The sequence below is a fragment of the Sulfurimonas sp. genome (assembly GCF_047622445.1).
Taxonomy (GTDB): domain Bacteria; phylum Campylobacterota; class Campylobacteria; order Campylobacterales; family Sulfurimonadaceae; genus Sulfurimonas.
Map to the genome: position 1 here is coordinate 1 of NZ_JBLHOE010000045.1, position 26,835 is coordinate 26,835.

28 protein-coding genes and 1 rRNA gene are annotated in these 26,835 nt (G+C 32.5%); 5 read left to right on the forward strand and 24 right to left on the reverse strand.

Annotation, left to right across the window (positions count from 1 at the left end; translation table 11 throughout):
• From ACI9TV_RS10530 to surE, 18 genes are all read right to left on the reverse strand, one after another.
• Positions 1 to 702 (reverse strand): aminopeptidase P N-terminal domain-containing protein (locus ACI9TV_RS10530; RefSeq protein WP_415250753.1); only part of this gene is annotated, 702 nt, incomplete at its 3' end.
• On the reverse strand, positions 699 to 1,298 hold the full coding sequence (locus tag ACI9TV_RS10535; RefSeq protein ID WP_415250754.1) for a hypothetical protein: 600 nt from the start codon (positions 1,296 to 1,298) through the stop codon (positions 699 to 701). The genes ACI9TV_RS10535 and ACI9TV_RS10530, both read right to left, overlap by 4 nt.
• The gene (locus ACI9TV_RS10540) at positions 1,298 to 2,260 is read right to left on the reverse strand and encodes an MlaD family protein (RefSeq protein WP_415250755.1); all 963 of its coding nucleotides are present in this window, start codon (positions 2,258 to 2,260) and stop codon (positions 1,298 to 1,300) included. The genes ACI9TV_RS10535 and ACI9TV_RS10540 overlap by 1 nt, the downstream gene beginning before the upstream one ends.
• A 2-nt stretch (positions 2,261 to 2,262) precedes the next feature.
• The gene (locus tag ACI9TV_RS10545) at positions 2,263 to 2,997 is read right to left on the reverse strand and encodes an ABC transporter ATP-binding protein (protein ID WP_415250756.1); all 735 of its coding nucleotides are present in this window, start codon (positions 2,995 to 2,997) and stop codon (positions 2,263 to 2,265) included.
• Position 2,998: 1 nt separating this feature from the next.
• Positions 2,999 to 4,120 (reverse strand): ABC transporter permease, encoded by a 1,122-nt coding sequence (locus ACI9TV_RS10550; RefSeq protein WP_415250757.1) that lies wholly within the window; start codon positions 4,118 to 4,120, stop codon positions 2,999 to 3,001.
• 7 nt (positions 4,121 to 4,127) lie between these two features.
• Complete coding sequence (locus ACI9TV_RS10555; RefSeq protein ID WP_415250758.1) at positions 4,128 to 4,622, reverse strand: chemotaxis protein CheW; 495 nt, start codon at positions 4,620 to 4,622, stop codon at positions 4,128 to 4,130.
• The gene (locus ACI9TV_RS10560) at positions 4,622 to 7,000 is read right to left on the reverse strand and encodes a chemotaxis protein CheW (RefSeq protein ID WP_415250759.1); all 2,379 of its coding nucleotides are present in this window, start codon (positions 6,998 to 7,000) and stop codon (positions 4,622 to 4,624) included. Before ACI9TV_RS10560 ends, ACI9TV_RS10555 begins: the two co-directional genes overlap by 1 nt.
• Before the next feature lie 10 nt (positions 7,001 to 7,010).
• The gene (locus ACI9TV_RS10565) at positions 7,011 to 7,949 is read right to left on the reverse strand and encodes a chemotaxis protein (protein WP_415250760.1); all 939 of its coding nucleotides are present in this window, start codon (positions 7,947 to 7,949) and stop codon (positions 7,011 to 7,013) included.
• A gap of 3 nt (positions 7,950 to 7,952) precedes the next feature.
• A complete protein-coding gene (locus ACI9TV_RS10570) occupies positions 7,953 to 8,693 on the reverse strand; it encodes a UDP-2,3-diacylglucosamine diphosphatase (protein ID WP_415250761.1) in 741 nt (246 codons plus the stop codon).
• Positions 8,683 to 9,696: an N-acetyl-gamma-glutamyl-phosphate reductase gene (gene argC, locus ACI9TV_RS10575; RefSeq protein WP_415250762.1), complete on the reverse strand. Its 1,014-nt coding sequence runs from the start codon at positions 9,694 to 9,696 to the stop codon at positions 8,683 to 8,685. Before argC ends, ACI9TV_RS10570 begins: the two co-directional genes overlap by 11 nt.
• Positions 9,683 to 10,180: a transcription elongation factor GreA gene (gene greA / locus ACI9TV_RS10580; RefSeq protein ID WP_415250763.1), complete on the reverse strand. Its 498-nt coding sequence runs from the start codon at positions 10,178 to 10,180 to the stop codon at positions 9,683 to 9,685. The genes argC and greA overlap by 14 nt, the downstream gene beginning before the upstream one ends.
• Before the next feature lie 36 nt (positions 10,181 to 10,216).
• A complete protein-coding gene (locus ACI9TV_RS10585; protein WP_415250764.1) occupies positions 10,217 to 12,676 on the reverse strand; it encodes an EAL domain-containing protein in 2,460 nt (819 codons plus the stop codon).
• On the reverse strand, positions 12,669 to 13,601 hold the full coding sequence (locus ACI9TV_RS10590; RefSeq protein WP_415250765.1) for a phosphate/phosphite/phosphonate ABC transporter substrate-binding protein: 933 nt from the start codon (positions 13,599 to 13,601) through the stop codon (positions 12,669 to 12,671). The genes ACI9TV_RS10585 and ACI9TV_RS10590 overlap by 8 nt, the downstream gene beginning before the upstream one ends.
• 29 nt (positions 13,602 to 13,630) lie before the next feature.
• Positions 13,631 to 14,941: a hypothetical protein gene (locus ACI9TV_RS10595; RefSeq protein ID WP_415250766.1), complete on the reverse strand. Its 1,311-nt coding sequence runs from the start codon at positions 14,939 to 14,941 to the stop codon at positions 13,631 to 13,633.
• Between the two features lie 71 nt (positions 14,942 to 15,012).
• The gene (locus ACI9TV_RS10600; RefSeq protein WP_415250767.1) at positions 15,013 to 15,255 is read right to left on the reverse strand and encodes a thiamine biosynthesis protein ThiF; all 243 of its coding nucleotides are present in this window, start codon (positions 15,253 to 15,255) and stop codon (positions 15,013 to 15,015) included.
• On the reverse strand, positions 15,239 to 15,619 hold the full coding sequence (locus ACI9TV_RS10605) for a hypothetical protein (protein WP_415250768.1): 381 nt from the start codon (positions 15,617 to 15,619) through the stop codon (positions 15,239 to 15,241). The genes ACI9TV_RS10600 and ACI9TV_RS10605 overlap by 17 nt, the downstream gene beginning before the upstream one ends.
• Positions 15,620 to 15,621: 2 nt before the next feature.
• Positions 15,622 to 16,275, reverse strand: a complete 654-nt coding sequence (locus ACI9TV_RS10610) for a ThiF family adenylyltransferase (protein WP_415250769.1) — start codon at positions 16,273 to 16,275, stop codon at positions 15,622 to 15,624.
• Positions 16,268 to 17,056 carry a 5'/3'-nucleotidase SurE gene (gene surE, locus ACI9TV_RS10615; protein ID WP_415250770.1) on the reverse strand — a complete coding sequence of 263 codons (789 nt, stop codon included), beginning with the start codon at positions 17,054 to 17,056 and terminating at the stop codon, positions 16,268 to 16,270. Before surE ends, ACI9TV_RS10610 begins: the two co-directional genes overlap by 8 nt.
• Positions 17,057 to 17,249: 193 nt before the next feature.
• Here surE and ACI9TV_RS10620 point away from each other — a divergent pair, with 193 nt between their 5' ends.
• Complete coding sequence (locus ACI9TV_RS10620) at positions 17,250 to 17,789, forward strand: hypothetical protein (protein ID WP_415250771.1); 540 nt, start codon at positions 17,250 to 17,252, stop codon at positions 17,787 to 17,789.
• On the opposite strand, the gene ACI9TV_RS10625 is transcribed toward ACI9TV_RS10620, so the two are convergent.
• Entirely contained in the window at positions 17,786 to 18,475 is a 690-nt protein-coding gene (locus ACI9TV_RS10625; protein ID WP_415250772.1) for a hypothetical protein, read from the reverse strand. The genes ACI9TV_RS10620 and ACI9TV_RS10625 overlap by 4 nt on opposite strands.
• A gap of 65 nt (positions 18,476 to 18,540) precedes the next feature.
• Here ACI9TV_RS10625 and ACI9TV_RS10630 point away from each other — a divergent pair, with 65 nt between their 5' ends.
• The 4 genes from ACI9TV_RS10630 (at position 18,541) to ACI9TV_RS10645 (ending at position 23,633) form a co-directional block, all read left to right on the forward strand.
• Positions 18,541 to 19,608, forward strand: a complete 1,068-nt coding sequence (locus ACI9TV_RS10630) for a methyl-accepting chemotaxis protein (protein WP_415250773.1) — start codon at positions 18,541 to 18,543, stop codon at positions 19,606 to 19,608.
• Positions 19,609 to 19,721: 113 nt separating this feature from the next.
• Complete coding sequence (gene rho / locus ACI9TV_RS10635; protein WP_415250774.1) at positions 19,722 to 21,068, forward strand: transcription termination factor Rho; 1,347 nt, start codon at positions 19,722 to 19,724, stop codon at positions 21,066 to 21,068.
• A 9-nt stretch (positions 21,069 to 21,077) separates the two neighbouring features.
• A complete protein-coding gene (gene murI, locus ACI9TV_RS10640) occupies positions 21,078 to 21,821 on the forward strand; it encodes a glutamate racemase (RefSeq protein WP_415250775.1) in 744 nt (247 codons plus the stop codon).
• A 66-nt stretch (positions 21,822 to 21,887) separates the two neighbouring features.
• Positions 21,888 to 23,633, forward strand: a complete 1,746-nt coding sequence (locus tag ACI9TV_RS10645; RefSeq protein ID WP_415250776.1) for a DNA polymerase III subunit gamma/tau — start codon at positions 21,888 to 21,890, stop codon at positions 23,631 to 23,633.
• On the opposite strand, the gene ACI9TV_RS10650 is transcribed toward ACI9TV_RS10645, so the two are convergent.
• From ACI9TV_RS10650 to rrf, 5 genes are all read right to left on the reverse strand, one after another.
• Entirely contained in the window at positions 23,630 to 23,842 is a 213-nt protein-coding gene (locus ACI9TV_RS10650; protein ID WP_415250777.1) for a hypothetical protein, read from the reverse strand. The two genes, ACI9TV_RS10645 and ACI9TV_RS10650, sit on opposite strands and share 4 nt — an antisense overlap.
• Positions 23,843 to 24,074: 232 nt before the next feature.
• A complete protein-coding gene (locus ACI9TV_RS10655) occupies positions 24,075 to 24,674 on the reverse strand; it encodes a hypothetical protein (protein ID WP_415250778.1) in 600 nt (199 codons plus the stop codon).
• The gene (gene xseA / locus ACI9TV_RS10660) at positions 24,671 to 25,921 is read right to left on the reverse strand and encodes an exodeoxyribonuclease VII large subunit (protein ID WP_415250779.1); all 1,251 of its coding nucleotides are present in this window, start codon (positions 25,919 to 25,921) and stop codon (positions 24,671 to 24,673) included. Before xseA ends, ACI9TV_RS10655 begins: the two co-directional genes overlap by 4 nt.
• Positions 25,921 to 26,586, reverse strand: a complete 666-nt coding sequence (locus ACI9TV_RS10665) for a uracil-DNA glycosylase (RefSeq protein WP_415250780.1) — start codon at positions 26,584 to 26,586, stop codon at positions 25,921 to 25,923. Before ACI9TV_RS10665 ends, xseA begins: the two co-directional genes overlap by 1 nt.
• 153 nt (positions 26,587 to 26,739) lie before the next feature.
• Positions 26,740 to 26,835, reverse strand: a 5S ribosomal RNA gene (rrf, locus tag ACI9TV_RS10670); the annotation flags it as partial.

Here is a 26,835-nt window from a genome sequence, read left to right on the forward strand (position 1 = left end):
ATTCTCAATATAATGTAATGTATTTGCAGAGTTTCCTCCAGCAACTATAGAACTATAGGCATCACTATATGCCCCTTTTTTTTTAAAAATATTTTCCATTTTTGCTTGTAATTCATATTCATACTTTGAAGATTTATCACCCTTCATAGCTTTATGGTGTGCTATAGCTGTAATATTTATAGCTTTACGAATTAAGTCTACTTCACTTTCAGATTTAATGAGTCTCATATATTCGATATTAACTGCAACATTTTTATGTGTATTTATTCCCTTAGAAAATCTTTTTAAAGCTTTAAATTTTAAATAGCTTAGCTTAAAATCAAAATATAGAACTTGTTTATTTAGAGCCTTTTCTATAAACTTTTCTTCTAAAGTATTAAAACTATATACTTCATCTACTAAAAATTGTTTATTTGCTTGTTCTTCACCTAATCTTTTTCCAGTCCATAATTCTTGACTTTCATCTTTTTTCTTAACAAAAAGAATCGTTTTAAACTTCTTTTTTTTCTTTAGGATCATAAGACAAGAATCATCTTCTTTAAAGCCTGTAAGGTAGTAAAAGTTACTATCTTGCCTGTATGGATACTCCGTATCATTAGAACGTGTCTTATAGTTTGCACTATGAATAATTGCAACAGAATTACTCTCCATTGAATGAGCTAGCCTGACACGTCTATTCTGATACTCTTTTTCTTTAATCATTTACAAACTCCATTAAGCCAAATATTTGTATTAGCTAAAATATTATTCAAAGATTCGCTAAGACCATCAACTCCACCTTCTGCATTAAGAGTGTCAATCTCTACTTTAGAAGTAAAAGTCTTTGTTGCGATTACTTTATTTGACGTAATTTCTATAACTGTCAAACTTAGTGAAACATTTGCATAAGAAGAAGTTGATTTTTCATCAAAATACTGCATGAAATCTTCAATATTAATCTCTAAAAGAAAGTCATTGTTACTTCTAGATTTTGAAATTTGCACACTTTTAAAAAGCTCTGTACCCCGTATCAGTTTTAAAAACTTTGAAGTTATAACACTATTTGGTGTTTGCGCCCATAAAGACTGAGAGTATACATACTGCTTTGAATTACCTAAGGCATACGTCATACTATTCGACATTAAAGAACTTGAACTAAATGCTTGCGCAACTTTTATAGACTTTTCTTTACAATTTTGTGCATCATTTTTTGTTGTAATCACAGTTGTATTTATTCGATATTCGGATTTTGATGGGACTTTTGTTGTAACGCATCCACTAAAAAGCAGTACAAAAAAACTTATACATATATATCTCACTATTTTTCTCCTGGACCTTTTTTCACTTCTTCTTGTTTAAATATTACATCACCGGGACTTCTCTCATAACTTTGTATCATCCCATCAAGTCGTATCATAACTTCTTGCATCTCAAGAAGTGTATTATTTACTGTAGGAACTACATCACCTGCTATATCTTTTATGTTAAACTGATCACTTGCTATAGCTCTTTTAAACTCATTCATAGATTTAGCAATCACATTATAACTTGCCATAATTGAGTCAAAAGAACCAGCTACTTTATCTTCCCACTGTACACTTTTATCTATAAATCTATTTATATTTGGTGTCATGCTATCAATTTTTGCACTCATACTATCTAGATTTTTCACACTAGACTGAAGGTGATGAATAGTTTTATCATCCAAAACTTGTTCTAATTTATCCATAAATCCTGCAGTTCTTTGGAGTAGAAGTGTTATCTGTTTTTGATTTTCATCATTAAGAAGCTTTTCTGTTTGTGTTAATGTTGAAGATAATTTTGTAGACATACTACCAAGAGATGCTTCAAACTCTTCAAAAAATGATGGTGCAGTCTTAATAATTGCTAATGCATTACCCTCTAAGCATAGCAAATCATTTTTTTCACGTGAACCCAAACTAAGGTTAATATAACTGAGACCAGTTATACCTTGTGCTGTGAGTTTAGCCACAGTATCAATTTTAATAGGTGTAGTTCTAAGAATTGTTATTAACACTTGTACTTGTTCAGAGTTACGTGGATTGATCTTTAGACTTGTAACTGTACCAACACTTATTCCTCGGTATTTTACAGGTGCATCTATATTTAATCCAAGTACTGATTCATTAAAGTTTATATGATACTGCGTAGTTTCTTCTTTGGACTTAGGCTGGAGTAACCAGTATATAAATCCAAGCATCAGAGTAAACCCTACAAGCACTAAAAAACCTACAAGTGTATAATTAACTTTATTGTTCATATCTACCTCTTATCCCCAAAAAATGTTTGTATAAAAGAACTTTTAACTGAAGTCATTTCCACTAAAGTACCCTCAAAAGCTATTGTTTTATTATCTATAATTGCAAGTCTGTCAAGTGTATCATAAATTGATTGTAAGTCATGTGAAACCATGACTATACTTAATCCTAATAAGTCACGTAGCTTCAGAATAAGTTCATCAAAATCTCTAGCAGATATAGGGTCAAGTCCACTTGTTGGTTCATCTAAAAACAAAAGCTTGGGGTCCATTGCAAGTGCGCGGGCAAGAGCTGATTTTTTTTTCATTCCACCAGATATTTGAGATGGATAAAGATTTGCATCTGCTAACTTTAAACCAACTAAACTTATTTTAAATGCAACAATTTCTTCTATCATCTTAGGAGTAAGGTCTGTATATTCTATAAGAGGTAATGCTATATTTTCAGCTACTGTAAGAGAAGAGAAAAGTGCTCCTGCTTGAAATAAAACACCCCATCTTTTTCGTAATTCTTGCGCTTTATAATGTGAAATATGACTAATATTATTCCCCAATATATTTATTTCACCTGATGCAAAATCTTGGAGCATTACCATCTCTCGAAGAAGTGTAGTTTTACCACAACCACTTGGTCCTAAAAGACCATATATTTCACCTTGTTTTACATTTAAATTTAATCCATCATGGATAATTCTATCATCAAAGATAGTTTTTACATTTTTGACTTCAACTACATTCATGCTATATTCCTAAATTAGTAAAAGCGATTGAAAATAAAGCATCACAAACAATAACGGCAAATATAGCTTCAACTACACTTTTTGTAGTGTTCAAGCCTATACTTTGTGTATCGTCTTTTACACGCAAACCACGATAAATTCCTATACTCGCTATTAAGAATGCAAAAAATGGACCTTTTAGTATTCCTATATAAAAATGTTTGATATCTACCACCGCTAAAAATCTTTCCATAAAGAGGGTTGGTGAAATTTGCAAGTCAATATTTGCTACAACCATTCCACCAAGTACACCCATCATATCCGCAATGAATATAAGAATAGGCATAACAATCATTAAGGCAATAATACGAGGTAATACTAAAAATATATATGGATCAAAACCCATTGTTCTCATAGCATCTAATTCTTCCGTTATCTTCATAGCACCTATCTGTGCTGTAAAAGAAGAACCACTGCGTCCTGCTATAATAATCGCGGTTATTAAAGGTGCTAATTCCCTTAAAATTGAGATACCAATCATATCCACCAAAAAAATATTTGCTCCATAAATCTTTAACTGAACAGAAGATTGGTAGGCTAAAACAAGTCCTATTAAAAAACTGGTTAAAGCAATAATAGGAATCGCTTTTATCCCACTTTCATTTATTTCAAACGCAATCTCTTTAAACCTAATATTTTTAGGAGACTTTAGGTAGTGTAACTTTGTAGCAAAAAGGTTTCCTAAAAATTCAAAAAATGCTAAGAGCCCAGTATAGTAATTACAGGTTAAATTTCCAAATGCATATAAAAAACTATTCTCTTCTTGTAAAAGAGGTGCATCTAGTATACTTCTTTGGTCTTTTACTAATTCTAAGGTGGCTTTTGTTTCTTCATTATCTGTCAGTATAGTTACATCTATACCATGAGTTACATATTTACTTTGAAGGTTATGTATAAAAATAGCTGCAGCAGTATCTAAGAATGTAGTATTATTTAAATTAATATTTAATTGTTTTACATCTAATGGACTAAGTGTATCAATTTGTTTTTGAAGTTTTGTGATGGTATAAAGACTAAGTTCTCCTGAAAAATTCAGAAGAATCTTCGTATCTAAGATTTCAATCTCTAATGATGTATAGCCCATAAAAAGATTAGAAATCTCTCTCGAGAAGTTTATTGACTTTTAAAATTGTAAGTATTTTACCTTCTTGTTTTCCAACACCATCAATCATGCTGTCTTCAGATGCGATAGTATCAGGTGGTGGTCCAATATCTGACTTTTTAATTCTGATAGCTGCCGTTAATCTATCTATAACAAATCCAGCTACTTCATCATCTTGCTTAAGAACAAAAAATCTTGTTTCATCATTATGATTTTTTGAAGGAAGTCCAAACTTCGTACGTAAATCTATTAATGGAATAACAGAACCACGAAGGTTAAATACACCAAGAACATATTTAGGAGTTTGAGGAACTCTCGTCCAAGAGATTGGTTTAATAATCTCTTGAATAGTCAAAATAGGCACTGCATATTCTTCTTCACCAATAATAAATCCAACTAATTGAACAATATCATCTGATTGATCCAAAGCAATATTTTGCTGGTCATTTTGTTTATTAATAATATCTTTTAATTTATCACTCATTATAAGAACTCCGATTTAAAGTTAACATTTCTTTGAACTACACTTGCAAGATAATCAGCTGAATACGGTTTAGTAATATATTCTACCATTCCAGATTCAACACCTCTCATTCTATCAGACTTACCAGTTCTTGAAGTTACTGCTATTAAAGGTAAATTTTTATATTTATTATACTTCTTAATTTCAGTAGCAAGGGAGTAACCATCCATTCTTGGCATCTCAATATCAACAAGCATTGCATCAAAATTATGTTCACCAGATTTTAAGACATTAAGTGCTTCTTGTCCATCACTAGCTTCTACCAAAGAGACTCCCATTGGTTCCAATGCTTTCCTCATAATCATTCTGTCTGTTTTAGAGTCATCTACAATCATTACTTTATAGTCACTTGCTTTTGTTTTCTCTTGGCTTTGCTGAGCTTCTGCATTTGCAGCCGGAAGAGATGCTTTCACACCTTTTGCCATTTGCATAAGAGCAACAACATCACAAATAAGTGTAACACCACCATCACCACGAATTGTAGCTCCAGCAATTCCATCAATTCCTTTTAAATAATCACCCATAGATTTAATAACAATCTCTTCTTGACCAACTAAAGAATCAACAATAAGACCAAGCTTTTGTGCACCAAGACCCAGTACAACTACATAAGCATGTTCACCTGCGTCAAGGATTCTATCTACTTCGAAGATATCACCTATATGAACAAGAGATAAAACTTCCTCACGAAGTCTCATAACACTTCTGCTCTCAACTGTATAAATCTCATCTTGAGAAATTCTAACAGTTTCAAGTACTGAAGCAAGAGGAATTGCATAATACTCTTCTTGAACACCAACTAAAAGCGCTTGAATAATTGCTAGAGTAAGAGGAATTTTGAGCTTAATTGAGGTTCCCCCACCAACTTCACTATCTATATCAATAATACCATTTAGTTTTTCGATGTTTGTTTTAACAACATCCATACCAACACCACGACCAGATACGTTTGTAACAGATGCTGCAGTTGAAAAACCTGGTTTAAAGATAAGAGCGAAAGCTTCTTTTTCACTCATATTAGCGGCTTCTTTTTCTGTGATAATGCCTTTTTCTAAAGACTTAGCTTTAAGCATGACAGTATCCAGACCTTTACCATCATCATCAATTTGAATAACGATAGCATTACCTTCGTTATAAGCTTTAAGTTTAATGGTACCTGTTTCTGTTTTACCTGCAGCCAAACGATCGGCTGGCATTTCAATACCATGATCACATGAGTTACGAATAATATGAACAAGAGGATCACCAATCTCTTCAACTATTGACTTATCAAGTTCTGTCTCTTCCCCAGAAATTTCGAGCTCCATTTTTTTATTGAGTTCACGTGTTAAATCACGAATCATACGAGGAAATTTATTAAATACTTTTCCAATAGGAAGCATTCTCGTTTTCATAACCGCAATTTGGAGATCAGTTGTAACAAGTGAAACAATCGAAACAACTTGGTTAAGTTCTTCAAGAAATTCTTCACCCTCATATCGCTCTTCTACATCATCGTTAATCTTAATAAGTCTGTTTTTCGCAAGAACTAATTCACCAATTAAGTTCATTAAATGATCAAGTCTTTTTACATCCACCCGAATTGTTTGCTCAACTGCTGCTGGAGCTCGTTTTGCGGGAGCTGCAGCTTTAGGTTCATCACTTCTTGGAGCTTCTGCTTTAGGAGCCATTGGTGGGGGCGGTGGAGCTGCCGGTTCTGGAGTTGGTTCAGGAGTAGATGCTGGAGCTTCATCCACTGAAGGTGGAGCTTGAGGTACACTTTCCCCTGCTGCTATCTTAGCTGCTCTTTTTGCTTTATCTTCATCTTGTCTTTCATTCAGAAGTCTTTCTATTTCAGCTTCAATCTCATCAGCATCCATAGAATCATAATCAAGTTCATCTTCTTCTACGACTTCTTCAACAGGAGCCTCTTCAATTACAGGTGCTGATACTTCCACAATTGGAACTTTACCATCTCCCCCAGACACTTTATCGAGTCTTGCAACACATTCAGATACATCAATTCCAGCATCTGCACTTGTGTCACGAATAATATTTAAAAGTGCTTTCATTAGATCAATTGACTCTAATACAACATCCATAATATCTGGAGTGATTATAAGATCACCATGTCTAGCTTTATTTAATACATCTTCCATATGGTGTGTTAAATGCGTCAAAACATCAAAGTTTAAAAATGAAGAAGCACCTTTTACAGTATGTGCAACACGAAAAATTCCATTTAAAAGTTCTAAGTCTTCTGGCGTGTTTTCTAATTCAACTAAGTCTTCATCTAATTTTTCAACAAGTTCGAAGGACTCAACTAAAAAGTCCTGTAGTATCTCTTGAAATTCATCCATACTTATACTCCTACTTCATATGTGCACGAACTACTCGTGACACTTCATCATAAAATGTGCTTGCTTCAAACTTTACTAAATAAGCTTCAGCCCCTGCTTCTTTACCTCTAATTTCTGAAAAATGATCACTAATTGACGAGTTAAAAACAATTGGAATATCTTTAAATCTAGTATCTTCTTTAACATTTGCTGCAAAATGAAAACCATCCATTCTTGGCATTTCAACATCTGAAAGGATCAACTTTAAATGATCAGCAATCTTCTCTCCATACATCCCATATAATTCATCCAGTTTTTCTAAACCTTCTTGACCATCAATCGCTTCTACAACTTGGAAGCCCATCTTTTTAAGAGCCTCTTTTACAATTTTTCTAGCAGTTACACTATCATCTAAGATTAATGCTATGCCAGAAAAATTCTCTAATTCATGAGGAATAGTATCTACATCTGGTTCATATAGTCCAAGGTCTTGCACAACAGATTCTAGGTCTAATATAAGAAGAACATTATCGCCTTCTATTTTTGTTACACCTGTAATTTTACTTCCATCCAAAGTACCTGAACCGGAAGCAAAAGTAGCCGGTTCAATGTCTGACCAATTAATTCTTCTAATTCTTTTTGCTTCATGAACTATAAAGCCAATAAGAACATTGTTGAATTCAGTAATAACTATCCGAAAATCTTTTTCGCCACCCTCTGGTGGAGTAATACCCATCCATTTAGCAAGATTAACAACAGGAATTACAACATCCCTTAAGTCAAAAATACCCTCTATAAAATCTGGAGTACCTGGTAATTCTGTTAATTTCGGCACGCGAATAATTTCACGAACTTTTGAAACATTGATACCATAAATACCTTCATACACTCCATCTTCACTTTGATTGAGTATACGAAAGTCTACAAGTTCCATCTCATTGGAACCAACTTTTAGGGAACTTTCATCCATTAGTTATATCTCCTTATGAAAATTATTTTCTTTCAAAAATAGTTTATCTTTACTTGATTCTACAATAAAATATCTTTGATTGCATGCAAAAGCTGCTAAATTTATATATTCAAAACTATCAAAGTTAATTATTTTGTTTTGGTGGAAGTGCCCTTCTATGAAATAATCACATTCATATTTATTTTCTAATCTTGAAGCAATATACTTTTTAAATCCGCTAAACTCATTACAATCTTCTTTTTTTCTCAAATATACATCAAGTTTTTCTAATATAATATTTCCTAAGATTGTGTTAATGAAATTAAACACAGGAAGAAAAAATCGATTTCTTATAATGCTTGTATATATTCTATATCCTAAATCTTCACCAAAATCGCCATGTGCAAGAAATACTTTCTTATCTTCATATAGGCAGGCAACAGGTTGTTGGGCTATTGTAAAGATACGTATATTTGGAAATATATTTTTAAGATTAAAATCATGATTTCCTTCCATATACACTATTTCCATCTCCTTGGAGATATCATTTAGCATAGTTATCATATCTTGATTCACTTCTATACTCTTAGAAACACTTCCAAACAAAGCATCAAAAATATCACCAAAAAGTAAAAGTTGTGTTGGAGTAATTTTTTTTGAGTGTATATCTTGTATAAGGTAAAAAAGTTCTGGACGAGAGTTTGAGAAATGCGCATCAGAAATGATGTACGCACCTTCTTGAATTTGGATTAGATTATGGGACATAAGCTATTGTTGGAAGTGCTGTACTTTCATCTAGCCCACACATAAGATTTGCATTTGCGACAGCTTGGGAAGATGAACCACGAAGAATATTGTCAACTGCACTATTTACGTAAAGCTTATTTCCTTTTCTCTGTGCATAAATATCGCAAAAATTTGTACCCGCACATGATTTTATATCTACTGGATTATCGAATATTCTCACAAATGGTTCATCTTTGTAAAAATCTTTTAAAACTGCTAATGGATCGATATCTTTATTTATAAGCATATAGGCATCAATGAGTTCACCACGAGTTGCAGGTATAAGATGTGGAACAAAATTCACATCAAAATCTTTTGAACTTTGTTTAAATAGTTTTTCTTTTATTTCAGGTTCATGCCTGTGATTAAGTACTTTATATGCAAATATATTTTCATTAATGCTTATATAGTGCGTTAATTCATTACATTTTTTTCCAGCACCACTCACACCACTTTTAGCATCTATAAAAATTGGAAAATTCTCATCTATATACTTTGTAAATGGAGCTAAGGCAAGAATTGATGCTGTTGGATAACAACCTGGATTAGCTACAAGTGAGCTTTTTTTAATCTCTTCTCTATATAATTCTGGTAAACCATATACAGCCATATCTAAGTGCTCTTTATCTTCATGAGGACAATAATGTTTTTCATATGCTTCTAAATCTAATCTATAGTCTGCAGATAAATCAACAATCTTAACACCATCTTTTATTAAGTCTTTAGCAAAGCCCATAGAAGCTTGATGTGGAAGTGCTAAAAACACAAGCGCACATCTTTTAGAAATCTCTTTTACATCTGCTATTTCTACAGGACACGAGAACACACCTTTTAGTGCTGGGTGTAGAGCATCTAATTCAATTCCACCCGTAGTTGTAGCAACATAACTAATTTGAAAGTTTGGATGATTTATAAGTATTTTTATTAATTCTATACCCGTGTAGCCACTCGCCCCAATAACACCAACATTAATGTGTTTCAAAAACTATCTCCTGGTATCTTACCTCATCAATTTCAAACTCTTTTTCACCACCAGGTAAACGTACTTTTACCTCATCACCCTCTTCTTTTCCAAGAAGTTGTCTTGCAAGTGGTGAACCAAAAGAGATAAGCCCCATGTCTGGGTTTGATTCACATCCCCCAACAATAGTATATGTAACTTCTTCATCTGTGTCCATATCTGTCATTACCACTGTAGAACCAAAACTTATTTTTGCATGTTCAAGTTCACTTGGATCAACAATCTTAGCCTTAGCTATTATGTTTGAAAGACTATCTAAACGGTTATCTATATTTTTTTGCATCTCTTTAGCTGCATGGTATTCAGCATTTTCTTTTAAGTCACCATGTTCTAGTGCTGATTCAATATCTTTAACACACTGGGGGCGTTTTACTTTTTTTAAATCTTTTACTTCTGCTTGTAGTTTCTCATAGCCAAAAAGTGTCATTGGTTCAATATTTTGCATTTTTATTCTCTTGTATTTATATAGAAGTGATTATATCTAAATACTTTTCTCTTTTAAAAGTTTTTGCATCTGAGGTGCTGAGATTGGTTTAGAATAAAAATATCCTTGAATATTATGGCAACCGTTTTTAACTAAAAAGTCCTTCTGCTCTTTTGTTTCTACACCTTCAGCTATAACGTCAAGGGATAAACTTTTTGAAAGAGCGATTACCGCTTTAGAAATTCCAATATCTTCTTCATCAAAAGGTAAATCACGAACAAAAGATTGATCGATTTTAAGTTTATCTATTGGTAATCTTTTTAAGTAAGTTAAGGATGAGTACCCTGTTCCAAAGTCATCGACTGCTAGTTCTATTCCCATTTGTGAAATTTCTTTTAAAATAACAATTGCCTTATCAGGATTCATCATAATCTGTCCCTCTGTTACTTCAAATGCTATCCATTCAGGTTTACATCCTGTATCATTCAAAAGATCTTTAATTGTCTGAACACATTTCTTATTTTGCAACTGTTTCATAGCAAGATTTAATGCTAATCGTCCTGGGTTTAGACCCTCTTTGTACCATTGTATAAACTGCTTGATTGCTGTTTTCATTACCCATTGATCAAGAGCGATGATAATCCCTGTTTCTTCTGCAAGTGGAATAAAATTATTAGGAAGAATAAGTCCATTTTTTGGATGATTCCATCGAACAAGTGCTTCCATACCTGTTATCATATTTGTTATTCCATCTACTTGGGGCTGATAATAAACTTCAAATTCTTCTTTTTGCAATGCTTTTCTAAGGGATGCTTCAAGAATTAATTTTTCAGAAGCAATTTGTGTCATCTCTTTTGAATAAAATTGAAAAGTATCACGTCCCTCATCTTTAGCCTTATACATTGCTGCATCTGCATACTTTAGAAGGCTTATAGCATCATCAGCATCTTGTGGATATAAAGATATTCCTATGCTACTAGATATATAAAGTATATGATCCCTTACGCGAATAGGTTCTATAAGGGATTGTAATATTTTTTCTGCCAAAATTGAAGCATCTTGTGCTTTTTTCAAATCTTCCATTAAAATTGTAAACTCATCTCCACCTAAACGTGCGAGAGTATCACCTTTACGTGTAACTTCCATTAACCTGTCTGCAACTTCTTGAAGGACTTTATCTCCAATATCATGTCCTAATGAATCATTAATTTGTTTAAATCTATCTAAATCTATAAAAAATACTGCTAATTGTTTTTCATATCTTTTTGCTTTTTCTATTCCCTGCATTAATCTGTCGTGAAATAAAAGTCGATTTGGCAGTTTAGTAAGGGCATCATGATTTGCTTGATACTCTAAAATATGCTGATGTTCTTCCCTTTGAGACTTCTCTTGTGTAATATCAGCATGTGTTCCCACCATACGTATTGCTACTCCATTGTCATCAAAAAGAACTTTCCCTCTATCTAAAGTCCAAACCCAAGTTCCATCTTTATGCCGTAACCTATGTATATTTGTATATTCTTGTGTCTTACCTGCAACATGATCATCAATAGCTCGAGAAGCTGTTTCAATATCATCCGGGTGTACACGTTCTTCCCATGTTGAGATTTCGTTTGGGAGTTCATCATCAAAATACCCTATCATGCTTTTCCATATTGGTGAATAATAAATAGTATCATTAAGTATATCCCAATCCCAAAGTCCATCTTGAGTAGCAATAAATGCAAGTTCTAATCGTTCTGTTAGTTTCTGATTTAACTCTTCAGAAGCATTAAGATTATGAGTAAGAGAATTAAATTCAGAAGCAAGTTTTGCTATCTCTTTTACTGTATTTTCATTTGCTACTTCACCGCGATTACCTTCGCTATACTTTCTTACACTCAACATTAAATGAGATAAACTATTCGTCAAACCCTTGGCAACAAAATAAGCAAATGAAATACCGATAATAATCGATATTAATGTAAAAATAATCCCCTCCATTATTTTATTATGTATAGCTTCCTCACGAATACTTTGGTCCAAACGTATGTTAACAAACCCTATGTTTTTTTCGCCTTCATGAACAGATCTTATGATATCAATATATTTATTATTTTGTAAAAGTACATATACTGATTCTTCTTCATTTATATTATATGAATGTTCTTTTAAATACTCTATTCGCTTTTCATCTGCTATATACTTTCCAACAAATGAATTCTTAGTATGCGCTATAATTTTACCATCTGGATTAATGATAGTAGCAAAAACTAAATCATCATATATACTTACATCATTCATAACAGCTTCCAGTCCAACATAATCATTTGCCATAAGCCAAACTTTACTTGTTTGGGCAAGAGATAAACTACGATTTAGAATTTGCTTCATCCCACTTTGCTGAAAAAATTCTTTTTGAAATGATATATTTATATACGAAAAACTAACTACAAGGACAGTTAAAATAACTCCAAACCCGTAAATAAGTTGCGATTTAAAACTTTTATTCCAAAGAGAGGGGATAGATCTATTCATTATCTAACTTCCCTCCCATAATTGGACGAACATCTTTTTCAAAACGTTTTAAGAACAAGCGAACAGAATCATATGTAGAGTCTTGCGCTTTCTCATATTTACTTAATTCCATTTTTGAAAGAATCTCTTTACCCTTTTTAGACTCATGTAAAGAAAAGATTATTTTACTTATATTTTTGAGTAAGTCTGCTGGTACATCTTCTCTCACTATGAGACCATTATTTGGAAGATGTGAAGTTTCCCATTTTATCTCAACTTGCTCAGCAATCTCAGGTCTTTCTTTTATAAATGCTCGCCACGGCGGAGGCCAGGTAGAAGCTGCTGCAGACTTACCCAAAAAAACATTCAAAATAGAAGACTCTTGTGAACCTACGTAAGAGTTTGTAATATCATGATTTATATCTAAGCCATTTTCATGCATATACCATTGAGGCATCATTGTTGCGGCTAATGCAGTAGGAGCGGGATAGCTAACCGTTTTTCCACGAAGATCTGTAACTTTTTCAATCCCACTATCTTTTCTCACTAAGATAATCCCTCGAAAGTTTTCATCATCTGCCATTTTGCCAAATATTTGATAACCTTTAGAGGCTGCTGCCACTGTTTGGTATGGATTAGGAAGTGAAAAGTCAAAATACCCATCAAAAAGTTTTTTATCATACGCTGCATAATTTCTTGATGCTTCAAGACGAAGTTCACTTCCTTTGAGTTGTGCATTTATATAATCAACCATAGGCTGATACACTTCAAAAAGACGCTTAGGATTATGTAAAGGATGTACACCAAAAACATATACTTTCTTCTGTACAAATATAGGTGTCTCAGAGTATAAAGGCTCATAAGATTTTTCTTGATTAGGAGAACATCCCAAAGTTATAAAAACAATCAATAATGACAACAATATATTTTTAAAATTTACCTGCATTCTTTATTCTATCCCTTTTTTATTAACTACTAAAATTTATAATTTACTATCGCATGATACTGAGTCAAGGAATCTAACTGATTTACAGTGCCATCTTTAAAAGTATACGTATCATTATTAATCCAGATTCCCTTTAGTTGTAAAGAAAATGGACCATTATCGTAAAACAGGATTGCTTTTAGGTCTTCTTGATCTTCACGATAAAGTGAATTTCTGTATATTGCTAGAGCTAGGTGTGTTTTGAAACCTTTAAGACCTAAAAAGTCATACTTTTGTGTATACCCTATTTTTAAACCTTGTGTCCCACCAACATAAGCTCCTCCAGCAGTAAGTCCATTGCCGTATAATGATTGTCCAAGATTATTTGTCGTAGAACTATATGCATACAAGAGACTTCCATCCCATGGTGTTATAATTGAGTCATAGGCATTTTTATCTCGAAGTATATTTCTGTACACAATATCAAAAACACTTTCTTTATGTTTTATACTAGTTCGAAGCCCAAATGCTGTAACATTTATTTTTTTCCCATTTGTAATAGAACCTATTTTTGCTAAGTTAGTTTTTGCATTTCCAACACTCATTTGTTTTACTACTTGCGCTGAAAGTGTGTATATCTCATTTGTATATTTCAAATCAGCAGAAGTTACATTGATAAAATCTGTTGCGTGCATATTATAGATGTTAATAGCTATAGCGTTTGCATTATATTTTAGAGTCGCTGTATATGTGTTACCCTCTTCACTTCCCGTTACAGCATATGTATCAGAACCTAATGCATGCTTTATAATATTACTGAAGTTTTTTGCTGTTCTTTGCTTGAATTTATCTACAAAAAGCAAACTGACACTTGTTGTATTACTTATAAATGCACTTACTTCACCACCTTCAACTGTAGAAGGTAATAGCCTTGCAGATTTTGGTCCTATCATAGGAGTATTTATAAGTTTTCTTCCATACCAAACATTCAAATATTTGTTTTTATAATCAAGGTTGACTTCACCTAAAACTGCATAAGCATCTTTAGCATTAAAACCTTTTGTTCCTTCATCTTGTCCTAGTGTAGAACTCTCTACATTATTGGGAAGTAAAAAACCTTGTGTTACCATAAAAGTAGCTTGTAGCAGTATATTATTTGTTCTTTTCGTTTGGTATTTTAACTGTCCGCCAACGGCATTTGAATGATGAGAAGTTTCTTTCCCAGTTACATAGTTTTTGTTTGTTTCAATGTAGTAGTATTTTATATTTCCAGACACATCTCCATCCCTAAGCCAGGAATTTAAAGACTCTGAAGCATGAGCTAATATAAAGGGCACCATTAATAATATAAAAAACTTCATTGAATACCTCTCATATTATTTTATCAAATAAATGTGATTTATTAACTTAAATTATATTATTGTTAGATAATTTAAATTTTTAGAGTAGACAAGTCGATGTTCACAGTTTCATCTTCACATTCAATACTAAGCATGCAGCGATGCTTAGAAATTGATTTTGCTTTATACACAGGTTCAAATAAAATCATGTTCTCTTTTGTATAAGGATCATAGGAGTACAAAGCATCATTTTCAACATAAAACTCTCTTCCACCACCACAGCCATCACCAATAATCCCTAAGCAAGATATTTTTTTATCAAAACCATCCATCATCTAAACAATCCTCTTTCGCTTCTTTTGTAAACTCTTGGTACTCTTTTGAGCTTTTATCTTCAGCCTTATGCTCGTCATAAGTAAACTCTTTAAATATTTGCTCATCAATACAGTTACATATTTTAGTATCATTTGAGTCATTACATGTTAATAACATCTCTTGCTTTTGAGAATCTTCCCATCCAAAATAACTTATATACATCGGATACAAAGTCCATACTGCGAAAGCAAAAGTTAAAACAATATTTGTTATATATTCTTTTTTTTTGGTTTCTACATACTTCTTAATATCATAAGCTATCAGAATTATAAAAACTATCTCTAGTGTTATAATAAACCAATCACTGTCTAAAAAATCAAACAATTCTATCCTTTATCTTTTATTTTTCGTATTTCTTTAATGGCCTCAGCACACATTGTAAGTCCAAAAGATGCTGTTACACCCATGAAACTACCCTTTTCTTTTACTACTGCCTCTTCACTTGAGAAAATCACTTTATACTTTTTCTTAAATCCACGTTTTCGTAACTCATAACGTATTTTAGAACCGAATTTATCGCCGTAACTTTTCCAAATATCATCTACTTTAATCTTTGTAGGGTCAAGTCGTTTTGCAGAACCAAAAGAAGAGATAAGTTTTTTATGACACTTTTGCGCTAAGGCTAATTTTGCCTTTGTGTCATCAATCGCATCTAAAACTAAGTCGTATGAGTCGAAGTCAAAATCCCATACCCACTGCTCATCAATTCGTACATTCATTATTTTAATTTTAGGATAATGCTTTTGTAAGGCTTCTACCTTCACTTCACCCTCATGAAGTTCTGACCACATTTGACGATTTTGGTTTGTTTCATCGTATGTATCAAAATCTACAATTGTTATATCTTTTACACCACTGCGAGATAAACAATCTAAACAATAACTTCCAACACCACCAACACCTAAAAGAAGGATTTTTGCATTTTCAAGTTTAATGAAGTCCTCTTGGAGAACAAGCTTTATTCTGTCATGTTTACTCATCACACCACGCTTCTAATGCTTTCATACTTTTGTATGCACTTAAATCAAGCATGATGGGAGTAATAGAGATATAGCCTTCTTGAATTGCTTCATAATCACTCATCCCATCTGAACCAGCCCTTGGAGCAAAATTAAGAGGGTGAAGACCTAACCAGTAGTGCTCTTCACCACGAGGATTTCTATGTACATGTGCATCATCTGCGTAAAACCTATATCCAGCATAAGTAACTTTTATTTTTGCTTCACCAAGGTCTGAAGGAATATTGACATTTAAAAATTCTCTTGGAGGAAGAGGAAAATTACCATTCTTTATTTTTAATACTAACTCTTTAATCGTTTTCATTGCAAGAGAAAAATCTCCATCAGGGTTTGTAAAATCCATTACTTGACTTATCGCAATCGATGGAATGTCATGAAGTACACCTTCCATAGCACCAGCAGCCGTGCCTGAGTATGTTATATCTTCACCCATGTTCGAACCACGGTTAATACCACTTACAAGAAGGTCTGGTTTTTCATTTTTATACAGAGTAGAGAGAGAAAGATACACACAATCACTCGGAGTTCCATCATCAAGTTTATAAAAGTCATCATCAACGCTCACAAAACGAAGTGGACGTACTAGTGTAAGGGAATGCCCACATGCAGACTTCTCATTTGCAGGAGCGACAACCATAACTTCTACATCATCTAACTCTTTTAAAGATTTCACTAAAGAGAGTAAACCCTTAGCCTCATAACCATCATCATTTGTAACTAAAATTTTATACTTTTTTTTCATGATAGGATTTTAGCACAAACTCTTATTTAATTTTCTTTATCTCTTCGTTTACATATTTTACGACTTATTTTAGTTGAAGAAAACTTCAATTTTTACAAATCTAACCGATATTATTCCTACTTATTGTAAAGGATGCATTATCAACACTTCATATTCAATGGACACATATCGCCAACATGACTTAAATATATCTATGAAAACTTCAAGCGGAGATACTATTAAAATGGATTTCGCTAACCATAATGCATCTTCACTTTCTCATACTAAAAATGAAAGTGGATCTGAGACTTCTATGAGCTTTTCTTCTATGCAATCTTTCTCTTTTAAAGTTGAGAGTAATGGAATTAGTGCCCAAGACCAAAAAGAAATTGACAAGTTTATGGAAACGGCACAACCTTTTATAGATGACTTTTTAGAAGAGCTAAAAGAAGACGCACCTACTTCACCAGTCACTCAATTAGCACAAAAAATTTCTGACATTTTTGAACCAGGTAGAGAAAGAGATGACAATCATAAACAACATGTAAAATCAAATATTGTAGATATGTTTGATAGATCAATGGATAAACTAAATAATAAAATAGATAAATCTATCGAGAAACTTGAAAACCCAAAAGAAATAGAACACTTAGATTTAGAAAAAATGATGGATAAAATTTTTCAAGATGCTCAAAAACTTCTAGAAAAAACACTAAAAGAATTTGATAAAGTAAACAAAAGTATCTACGCTTAATACTCGTCGTAGATTCTTTTAAATTTTATATAATACTTTAACATAATCATTGCTAGTATAAATATAACAAGATAAGACCATTCAAAATATGTTATAAAGATACTTATAATTTTATTGGATGAGTCATCTTCTTTATTTGTTTGTATATTTTGTTTTAACACTTCTTGTTCATCTTCTAGAATTACTTCTTTTACTTCTATTTTTTCAGTTCTTTCAACTTTTTTTGTTTCTACTTTTTGAATCTTTTTCACTTGTATTTTTTTTGGTATTTTTTCAACAATGACAATTTCTTTTTTTAATTCTTTTACTTTTTGCTCAATCTTCTTTGGAATTTTCTTTTTTACAACTGGTATCTTTTTAATTACTTTTGGATACTTATAATTACCTACATAAGCACCTTTAAAACGTTTCCTAATTTTCTTTAATGCTATGTTTAATACTTTTTTATCTGTAAATACTTCCGCTGAAACTATATAATATTTTCCTGATTTATTTAGTTTTATCTTAAAGTTATACTCCAATGCAAGAGCGTATAATGTTGGACTATGCGTTGGCAGTTCTTTTATCACAGCATCTGCACCTTCTTGCGTACTCAAAGAGATTAAAATGATTCGTTTAGAATATGCATGAAGCGAAAGAGATGTAAAGCTAAAAAGTAAAAATAAAAGTAAAAATGCTTTGTTCATAAGTTGCCTTAAAATATTTTACCTATTATATTCAGATTTGGTATAGATTGTGCTTTAAATTTACTATGAAAATATTCTTTTTATTCTTATTTATATCTTTACACATTTTTGCCTCTTCATTAGAAGAAAGCTACAGCCAATTAAATGCTGAACTCGATAAGGCTTCTTCTAGCTTATCTGCCGAAGAAAAAGTAAATCTTTTTTATCTCATACTTTCTACTCATGAGAAAATTACAACTTCACTTTCTGTTGATTCTACTCAAGTAAGTGAGCTTGATGTATTAGAAGGAAAAACACTTAAGGCTCTAGCAAAACTTCGTCAAAGCAACAATCAACTGAGTAACATTCAGATTCAAAGAATGAGAAAACTCTACCTAGATATGAAAACAAATGGAATTAAGCTTATTCAAAACAAAGTTCTAGCATCCGAACCATCCTCTTTAACTTCACTATTTTTGAGTGTTTTATATGCTGTATTAGTTTTATTATTTGGTATAACGATTGGATATTTTATGTTTAGAAACTCAAAACGACCTAAACAAAACAATGAGATAAAAATACTACAGTCTCAAGTGGAAGAACTCTCGCAAGAAAACACAAATGTAAAATACCAGATTCAATCCTTAGAAACAGAAAATACATCTTTAGTAATAACTCACGAGAAAAAAGAAAAAGATGTAAATATACAAAAAATAAAAATGCTAGAAGAAACTGAAGTTCTCAAAACTAAAAGAGAAGAACTTCAAGTACTTGTAAATACACTTCAAAAAGAACTTAAACAAGAACAAAAAATTATAGAAGAAAATACTAAACTTCTCCAAACTCAAGAAAATTCTAAAGAAATAGATGAGGAAAAAACTGGGGAATTTAACGAGCAACTATCAAGTTTACAATACCAAAGTCAAGATATATTTAAAGTACTCTCTACTATATCTGATATCGCAGATCAAACAAACCTTCTTGCACTCAATGCGGCTATTGAAGCTGCACGCGCGGGGGAACATGGTCGTGGATTTGCCGTAGTTGCAGATGAAGTACGTAAACTAGCCGAGAGAACACAAAAGACCTTAGCAGAAGCGAAAGTAAATATTTCTACTGTTGTCGATGGTATATCTACACTCAAAATGAACTAAACTTGACTAAAATAGAGTATTAGTGTAAAATAAGCGCAACAAAACGGATGTTCACATGCATCTCAATACTTTCTTCACTACAACAAATCAAACAAAATTAAGGTACTTACTTTATGAGTGAAAACAATTCACAACAACCTCGCAAGAACACAAAACCAAAAAGCAATACTAATAAATCCCGATCTCATACACCCGTTAAAGGTGCTACTATAGATGAACTACGCGTTCTTAATATTGAAGTACTTGTGGCTATGGCAACTGAATTAAAAGTTGAGCATCCAAATGAACTGAAGCGTCAAGATATCATCTTTGAAATTCTTAAAGCGCAAACTGCTCAGGGTGGTTTTATCCTTTTCTCTGGGATACTTGAAATTATGCAAGATGGCTATGGTTTTATCCGTTCTATCGATAAATCATTTAATGAATCTATCAATGATGCATATGTGTCAAATACTCAAATCAAAAGATTTGCACTTAGAAATGGTGACGTTGTAACTGGTCAAGTACGCCCTCCAAAAGAACAAGAGCGTTACTACGCACTTATAAAGATAGAAGCTGTTAATAGTTTACCTCCTGAAGAAAGTAAAAAAAGACCTCTATTTGAAAATTTAACACCTCTTTACCCATTAGATATTATTAAGCTTGAGTATAAAGAGAAACACTTAACAGGTCGTATGTTAGACCTGTTCTCCCCTATTGGTAAAGGACAACGTGGTTTGATCGTAGCCCCTCCAAGATCTGGTAAAACAGAACTTTTAAAAGAGATAGCTCATGGTATTTCAACTAACCACGCAGATATTGACTTACTAGTTTTACTTGTTGATGAGAGACCCGAAGAAGTTACAGATATGGAAAGAAGTGTTAAAGGTGAAGTGTACAGCTCAACTTTTGATATGCCAGCAAAAAACCATGTTAAAGTTGCTGAGATGGTAATAGAAAAGGCTAAACGTCTTGTTGAGCTTGGTCGTGACGTAGTAATTCTACTAGATTCTATCACTAGACTTGCACGTGCGTACAATACTGTTACACCTTCAAGTGGTAAAGTACTCTCTGGTGGTGTAGATGCCAATGCTCTTCACCGTCCAAAGCGTTTCTTTGGAGCTGCGAGAAATATTGAAAATGGTGGTTCTTTAACTATCATTGCTACTGCACTTATCGACACTGGAAGTAGAATGGATGAAGTTATCTTTGAAGAATTCAAAGGTACCGGTAATATGGAAGTTGTACTTGATCGTAAAATTGCAGAAAGACGAATCTTCCCAGCGATTGATATTCTTAAATCTGGAACTCGTAAAGATGATTTACTTATCTCTAAAGAGAACTTGCAAAAAATCTTTATCTTACGTCAAATGTTACATAAACAAGACAACGAAGTTAAAGCACTTCAATTTATTTATAATACTATGGGGAAAAATGCTACTAATGCTGAATTCCTTGAAAGTATGAATACAGATTCTTAAGGTAAATTAGTGAAGGTCGGTGTATTTGATTCAGGAATTGGCGGCTTAACTGTTGTTAAATCTTTACTCCAACACCAACTCTTTGAAGAAATTATCTACTATGGGGATACAGCACGTGTTCCTTACGGAATCAAAGATAAAAACACCATCATTCGCTACGGTTTAGAGACGATAGAATTTTTTAAAAACTTTGAACTTGATTTAATCATTGTAGCTTGCAATACAGTCAGTGCATATGCCCTCGATGAGATGAGAGATATTTCAAACTGTCCTATATATGGAGTAGTCAAAGCTGGAGCTATAGCGACTTCAAATGCACTAAAAGACAAAAATTCAAATATCTTAGTCTTAGGCACAAAAGCAACGATAAACTCTAAAGCATATAATACAAGACTACATTCTCTTGGATATGACAACTTTCAAACAAAAGCAACGGGTCTCTTTGTACCTCTTGTTGAAGAAGAAATTTTTAGTGGTGAAATACTTGAAGCTACATTTAAACACTACTTCAAAGATATAAAACAACCTGATGCAGTTATCTTAGGTTGCACTCATTTTCCACTTATAGCACCTGCTCTTCAAGCATACTTTGGTGAAGATACACAGCTTATTCACTCTGGTGAAGCAATTGTAGAATACTTAGAAAGTAAATTTACTTTTAGTAAAAAATATGAAAATCCTCACATAAAATTTTTTGCTTCTGAAAATCCTGATGCCTTAAAAGCTATTGCAGCAAAATGGCTCAAAATATAATCTCAGCATAATAAGCTTTTAACTCTTTACATGCTAAAATCTACTTACTAAAAAGTGGAGTTTACTGTGAAAGAATCATCAGAAGTACTAGCAAGAAAATACCGACCTTCAAACTTCGATGAGCTTATAGGTCAAGAAACTATTTCTCAAACTCTTTCACTTTCACTTGATTCAAACCGACTTTCTCATGCTTACCTTTTTTCAGGTTTAAGAGGAAGTGGTAAAACTTCAACTGCTAGAATCTTTGCAAAAGCGCTTATCTGTGAAGAAGGAATGAGTCATCAACCTTGTGGTGTATGCTCAAACTGTACTATGGCTATACAAAGCCGACATATGGATATAGTTGAGATGGATGGAGCTTCAAATCGTGGGATTGACGATATCCGTGATTTAGTCGAGCAAACGAAGTATAAACCAGCTATTGCAAGGTTCAAAATTTTTATCATAGATGAAGTACATATGCTTACGGCTCCCGCATTTAATGCTCTCTTAAAAACACTAGAAGAACCACCTGAATATGTAAAATTTATTCTTGCAACAACTGATCCACTTAAACTTCCAGCTACAATTTTAAGTCGTACACAACATTTTAGATTTAAATCTATTGCAACAAATAAAATCATAGATCATTTGGCACATATTTTGAACTTAGAAGGTGTCTCTTTTGAAGCAGATGCACTCGAAATTCTTGCTCGTAGCGGAAGTGGGAGTTTGAGAGATACGCTTACTCTACTTGATCAAGCAATCATCTATTCTAAAAATCATGTCGATGTCAATACTGTTACAGATATGCTAGGCCTTGTTGATCCCAAATGTATAAGTGATATTTTCGATTCTGTATTTGCAAAAGATTATGCAGCTGTAGTCGAACATACAAAAATGCTAGAAGATTATGAAGCTGAGATGGTTGTGGATGAGCTTATAGCCTATCTTAAAGAGAAAATGTACAACCAAGATGCCTTGTTTTCAACCCTAGTACTCGATAGATTTTTTAGAATTTTAAGTGATTCAAAATATCTTTTTAACATTAATGCAGATGGTTCATTTGTGCTTTCAATGATATTTTTCAAGATGATGGAAGCACTTCGAATTAAAGAGATAGACCAAATGATAGAGTCTCTTCAAAAAGAGATTCAAAGACCTGAGCTAAAAACTCCAGAACCAACAACCATAAAAATGCATACATCTTCGCCAGAGATGCCTGAACCTATTGCTGTGCAAATAGCTCCAGTTATAACTTTACCCATAGTAGAAGAAGAAATCACACCTCCTGAGCCAGAGGTAATTCATGTTCCACAAAACAAAGAGTTTCTAGAACTTATTACAAAGATTAAAGATAGAAACTATGAACTTGGTGCACTTTTTGAAAGTGCTATCAGCTTTATTTCATATGAAGATAATGTTTTAACTTGGGAAAGTTGCGTAAATGATGTAGAAAAAAAAGCCCTTACACATGGCTATGCTGCGATTAAACAACTCGTTCGTGAAGTGTATGGATTTAGCACTAAGATAAAATCTATGGCTTGTACTCAACCAGTTGAAGTTAAACAAGAAATTGTACCTGAGCCAAGCCAAGTACATCCAGAGTCTTTTGACCAAACTACTCAAATACCTCCACAAGAATTTCAAGAACCTGCATCAATGATTGAAGAAGCTGAGATTGGAGGGAGTGGAAGCTGTGTTACGGGTTGTTCTAGCGATGAAAAAGCCCCAAAAGAAATAGATGGAGCAGATATACTAGAAGACCCTATTGTCCAACGTGCAACTGAGCTTTTTGAGGCTACTAAACGTACAGTACAGTTAAAGATTTAATCAAAAAAAATCTCACTACAACAAATTTTTTCTTTATTACAGAAATTTATTATCTTCTCAAAGGGGATAGAATTTCTCCGCTTTAACGTCGCAAAATTTATAGGTGATATTTCAAGTGCATCTGCAATCTTTTTATCATACACTTTCTCATTCGTATTCTTTGCCAAATAAAACTTCAACTCTTTTACAATAGCACTAAAATCTCTCATACTTACTCCTAAGAATAAAAATATAACTCAAAATTTTTATATATTTAAAAAGTATTGCAGATTGCTATTTTTTTTATCTTTTTTATATAGAAATAAATATATAATCTCTAACTAACAGATTCTATATACTTAGAAATAGTATTGACAGTTTGGACATATTGTTACAGTTTTGTAAAGATATTTCGAGATAGGTCCTTGTTTATTTCTACTATATCAATATTTAATAAATATTTTATACCTCTTCCACTCGTACAACCATTTCAATATTTTCGAAAATTCTTTTTACTCTGTCTTGCCATAAAATACCAAATTCTTTTACTTCATTATTACTAGCTTCACCCTTTGCCATTTTTTGCATTAAAACTTGCATATCTGGATTTGGTAGAACGCTAGATGGATTATAAAAAACATCTACGCTTTTAGAGTTGTCCAAACGTGTGAATCTTGCTGAAGCATCAACATTTGCATCAAAATGCATTAAAGAATGTCGAGCAAACTTTCCTTGAAGTCCTTTAAAACCACTTTTGTCTGTAGCCCCCGTAATCTGAGAAATAACATTTCCTATAACTCCAGCAACTCCACTTTCCATAGATTCTGCAAACTCTACTTTAATATTTCCACGAACAGCTAATTCATCTTTGTATAAACTTTTTAAAGCTTCTAAAGCAATTATATAAGCACCAGCAACTGTAGGGCAACTATGTCCAGCGGACTTTACTACATCTATATAATTAAATTCATACTGGCCATTTTCAAATGCCCCAAGTGCATTCGAAAGAGGGTCTTTAACTTTTATACTCTCAATTGTGTCATAAAATTTTGGATAACTCATAGACTTTCCTTTTCTATTACTTTTGCAGTTACATATATATCATCACTTTGAAGTTCAAAACTATCATTAACATCTAATTCTGATATATCAATAACTTTTTTGTTTTTTGAAATTTGTGCAAATCCACTTTTTGTTTTTAATTTTGGATTGTTAGATTCTAGCATTTTATTGAAGTTATTTAATTGATTTTGCTTATTATTCAAAATTGAGTCTATAATATGAGGAAATCTAGATGTTATACTCTCTTTTTCTCTTGAAAAATTTTGAATCTTAAAAGATATAGTTTGAAAGAACTGCTCTTTAAACTGTAAAACTTCTAATGTTTTTTGTTTTAATTGTTTTTCAATGGAGTTTTGGGAGAATAGTTGCCTGAGATGATCAAGATCTTTAGCTCTATTAAATAATTTTTGGGATACAACACTATCAAATTGACCGGCAATAGAATCTAAGTATTGATACAGTTCATTTGTATCGGGTAAACAAACTTGCATAGCAACGCTTGGTGTCGCAGCTCTTATATCTGCAACAAAGTCACTAATAACCCAGTCGATTTCATGTCCTACTGCTGATATGATGGGTGTTATAGCCTTAAAAATAGCATCTGCCACAATCTCTTCATTAAAAGCCCATAAGTCTTCTATACTTCCACCACCACGACCTATAACAATAATATCATAATCTTTTTTATCTGCCATGCTTATAGAATTAGATATTTGCCATGCTGCACTTGTACCTTGAACTAATACATCATACACATCTATTTCTAATGCTCTATAACGAGTATTAGCAACGCGAAGCATATCTTGAAGTGCTGCACCAGTTGCTGACGTAATAAGAGCTATACGTGCAGGAAAAGTGGGTAACTGTTTTTTTATACTAGCTTCAAAGTAACCTTTAAGAGATAATTTTTCTTTTAACTGTTCATACGCTAATGCTAATGCACCTTGCCCAGAAGGTTCTATACTAAAACAATTTATTTGGTATTCACCACGAGGTTTATATAAGCTAATAGCCCCATCTAGAACAACTTTCATACCCTCTTTTAATTGGAAGCGTAACTTAGAAGCATTTCCTCTGAACATTACAGCTTTAATACTTGAAGATGCATCCTTAAGCGTAAAGTAAATATGTCCACTGTTATGAAATGTAATCCGGGATAGTTCACCTTCAACTAATATACGAGTAAAACTAGTCTCAAGTAAAGTTTTAATTTGTTCATTTAAAGAAGAAACACTTATTGTATACATTAATCTAAACTCCAATCTATCTCTGTTATATTATTTTCGCGTAAATATTTATTTGTTTTAGAAAATGGCTTAGAACCAAAAAAACCTCTGTATGATGATAATGGTGAAGGATGAGGAGACTTAATAATAAAGTGCTTACCCTCATCAATTAGAGTAGCTTTACTTTGTGAAGGTTTACCCCATAAAATAAAAATAATATTATTATATTTTGATGATAATTTTTTAATCACATTATCAGTAAATATTTCCCAACCAATTTTTTTATGAGAGTGTGGCTTAGCTTCTTCAACTGTCAATACCGTATTCATAAGTAGTACGCCTTCTTGAGACCATTTACTTAAATTTCCATTTATTGGATTCTGACATTTTATATCATCTATAAGTTCTTTAAAAATATTTCTTAATGATGGCGGTATATTACATTTATCAGAGACAGAAAATGCTAAACCATTGGCTTGATTGAATCCATGATATGGATCTTGTCCAATAATAACAACTTTTACTTCATTAGGTAAAACTAAGTTAAAAGCGCTAAGTATATTTTCATATTTTGGGAAAATAGTCTTTATTTTATATTCACTATCAATAAAATCATTTAATTCAATAAAATCATTTGAAGAAATAAATTCTTCTAAGAAAGAAGACCATGTTTTATTTAATATCATAAATGGATTATAGTAAATAAACGTATATAAGTAAAGACTTGTTACTTGGAAGTAAAGAAGACAGAGAAAACATAATAAAAAGTAAGTAAAATAAATATAATATTGTAAAAATAGTAAAATAGATAAAAGGTAAGGTAAGGTAAAAAGACTTAAACTAGGCAACGACCTACATTCCCACAAATGAAATCTGCAGTATTATCAGCGATGAGAGGCTTAGCTTCTGGGTTCGGAATGGAGCCAGGCGTTTCC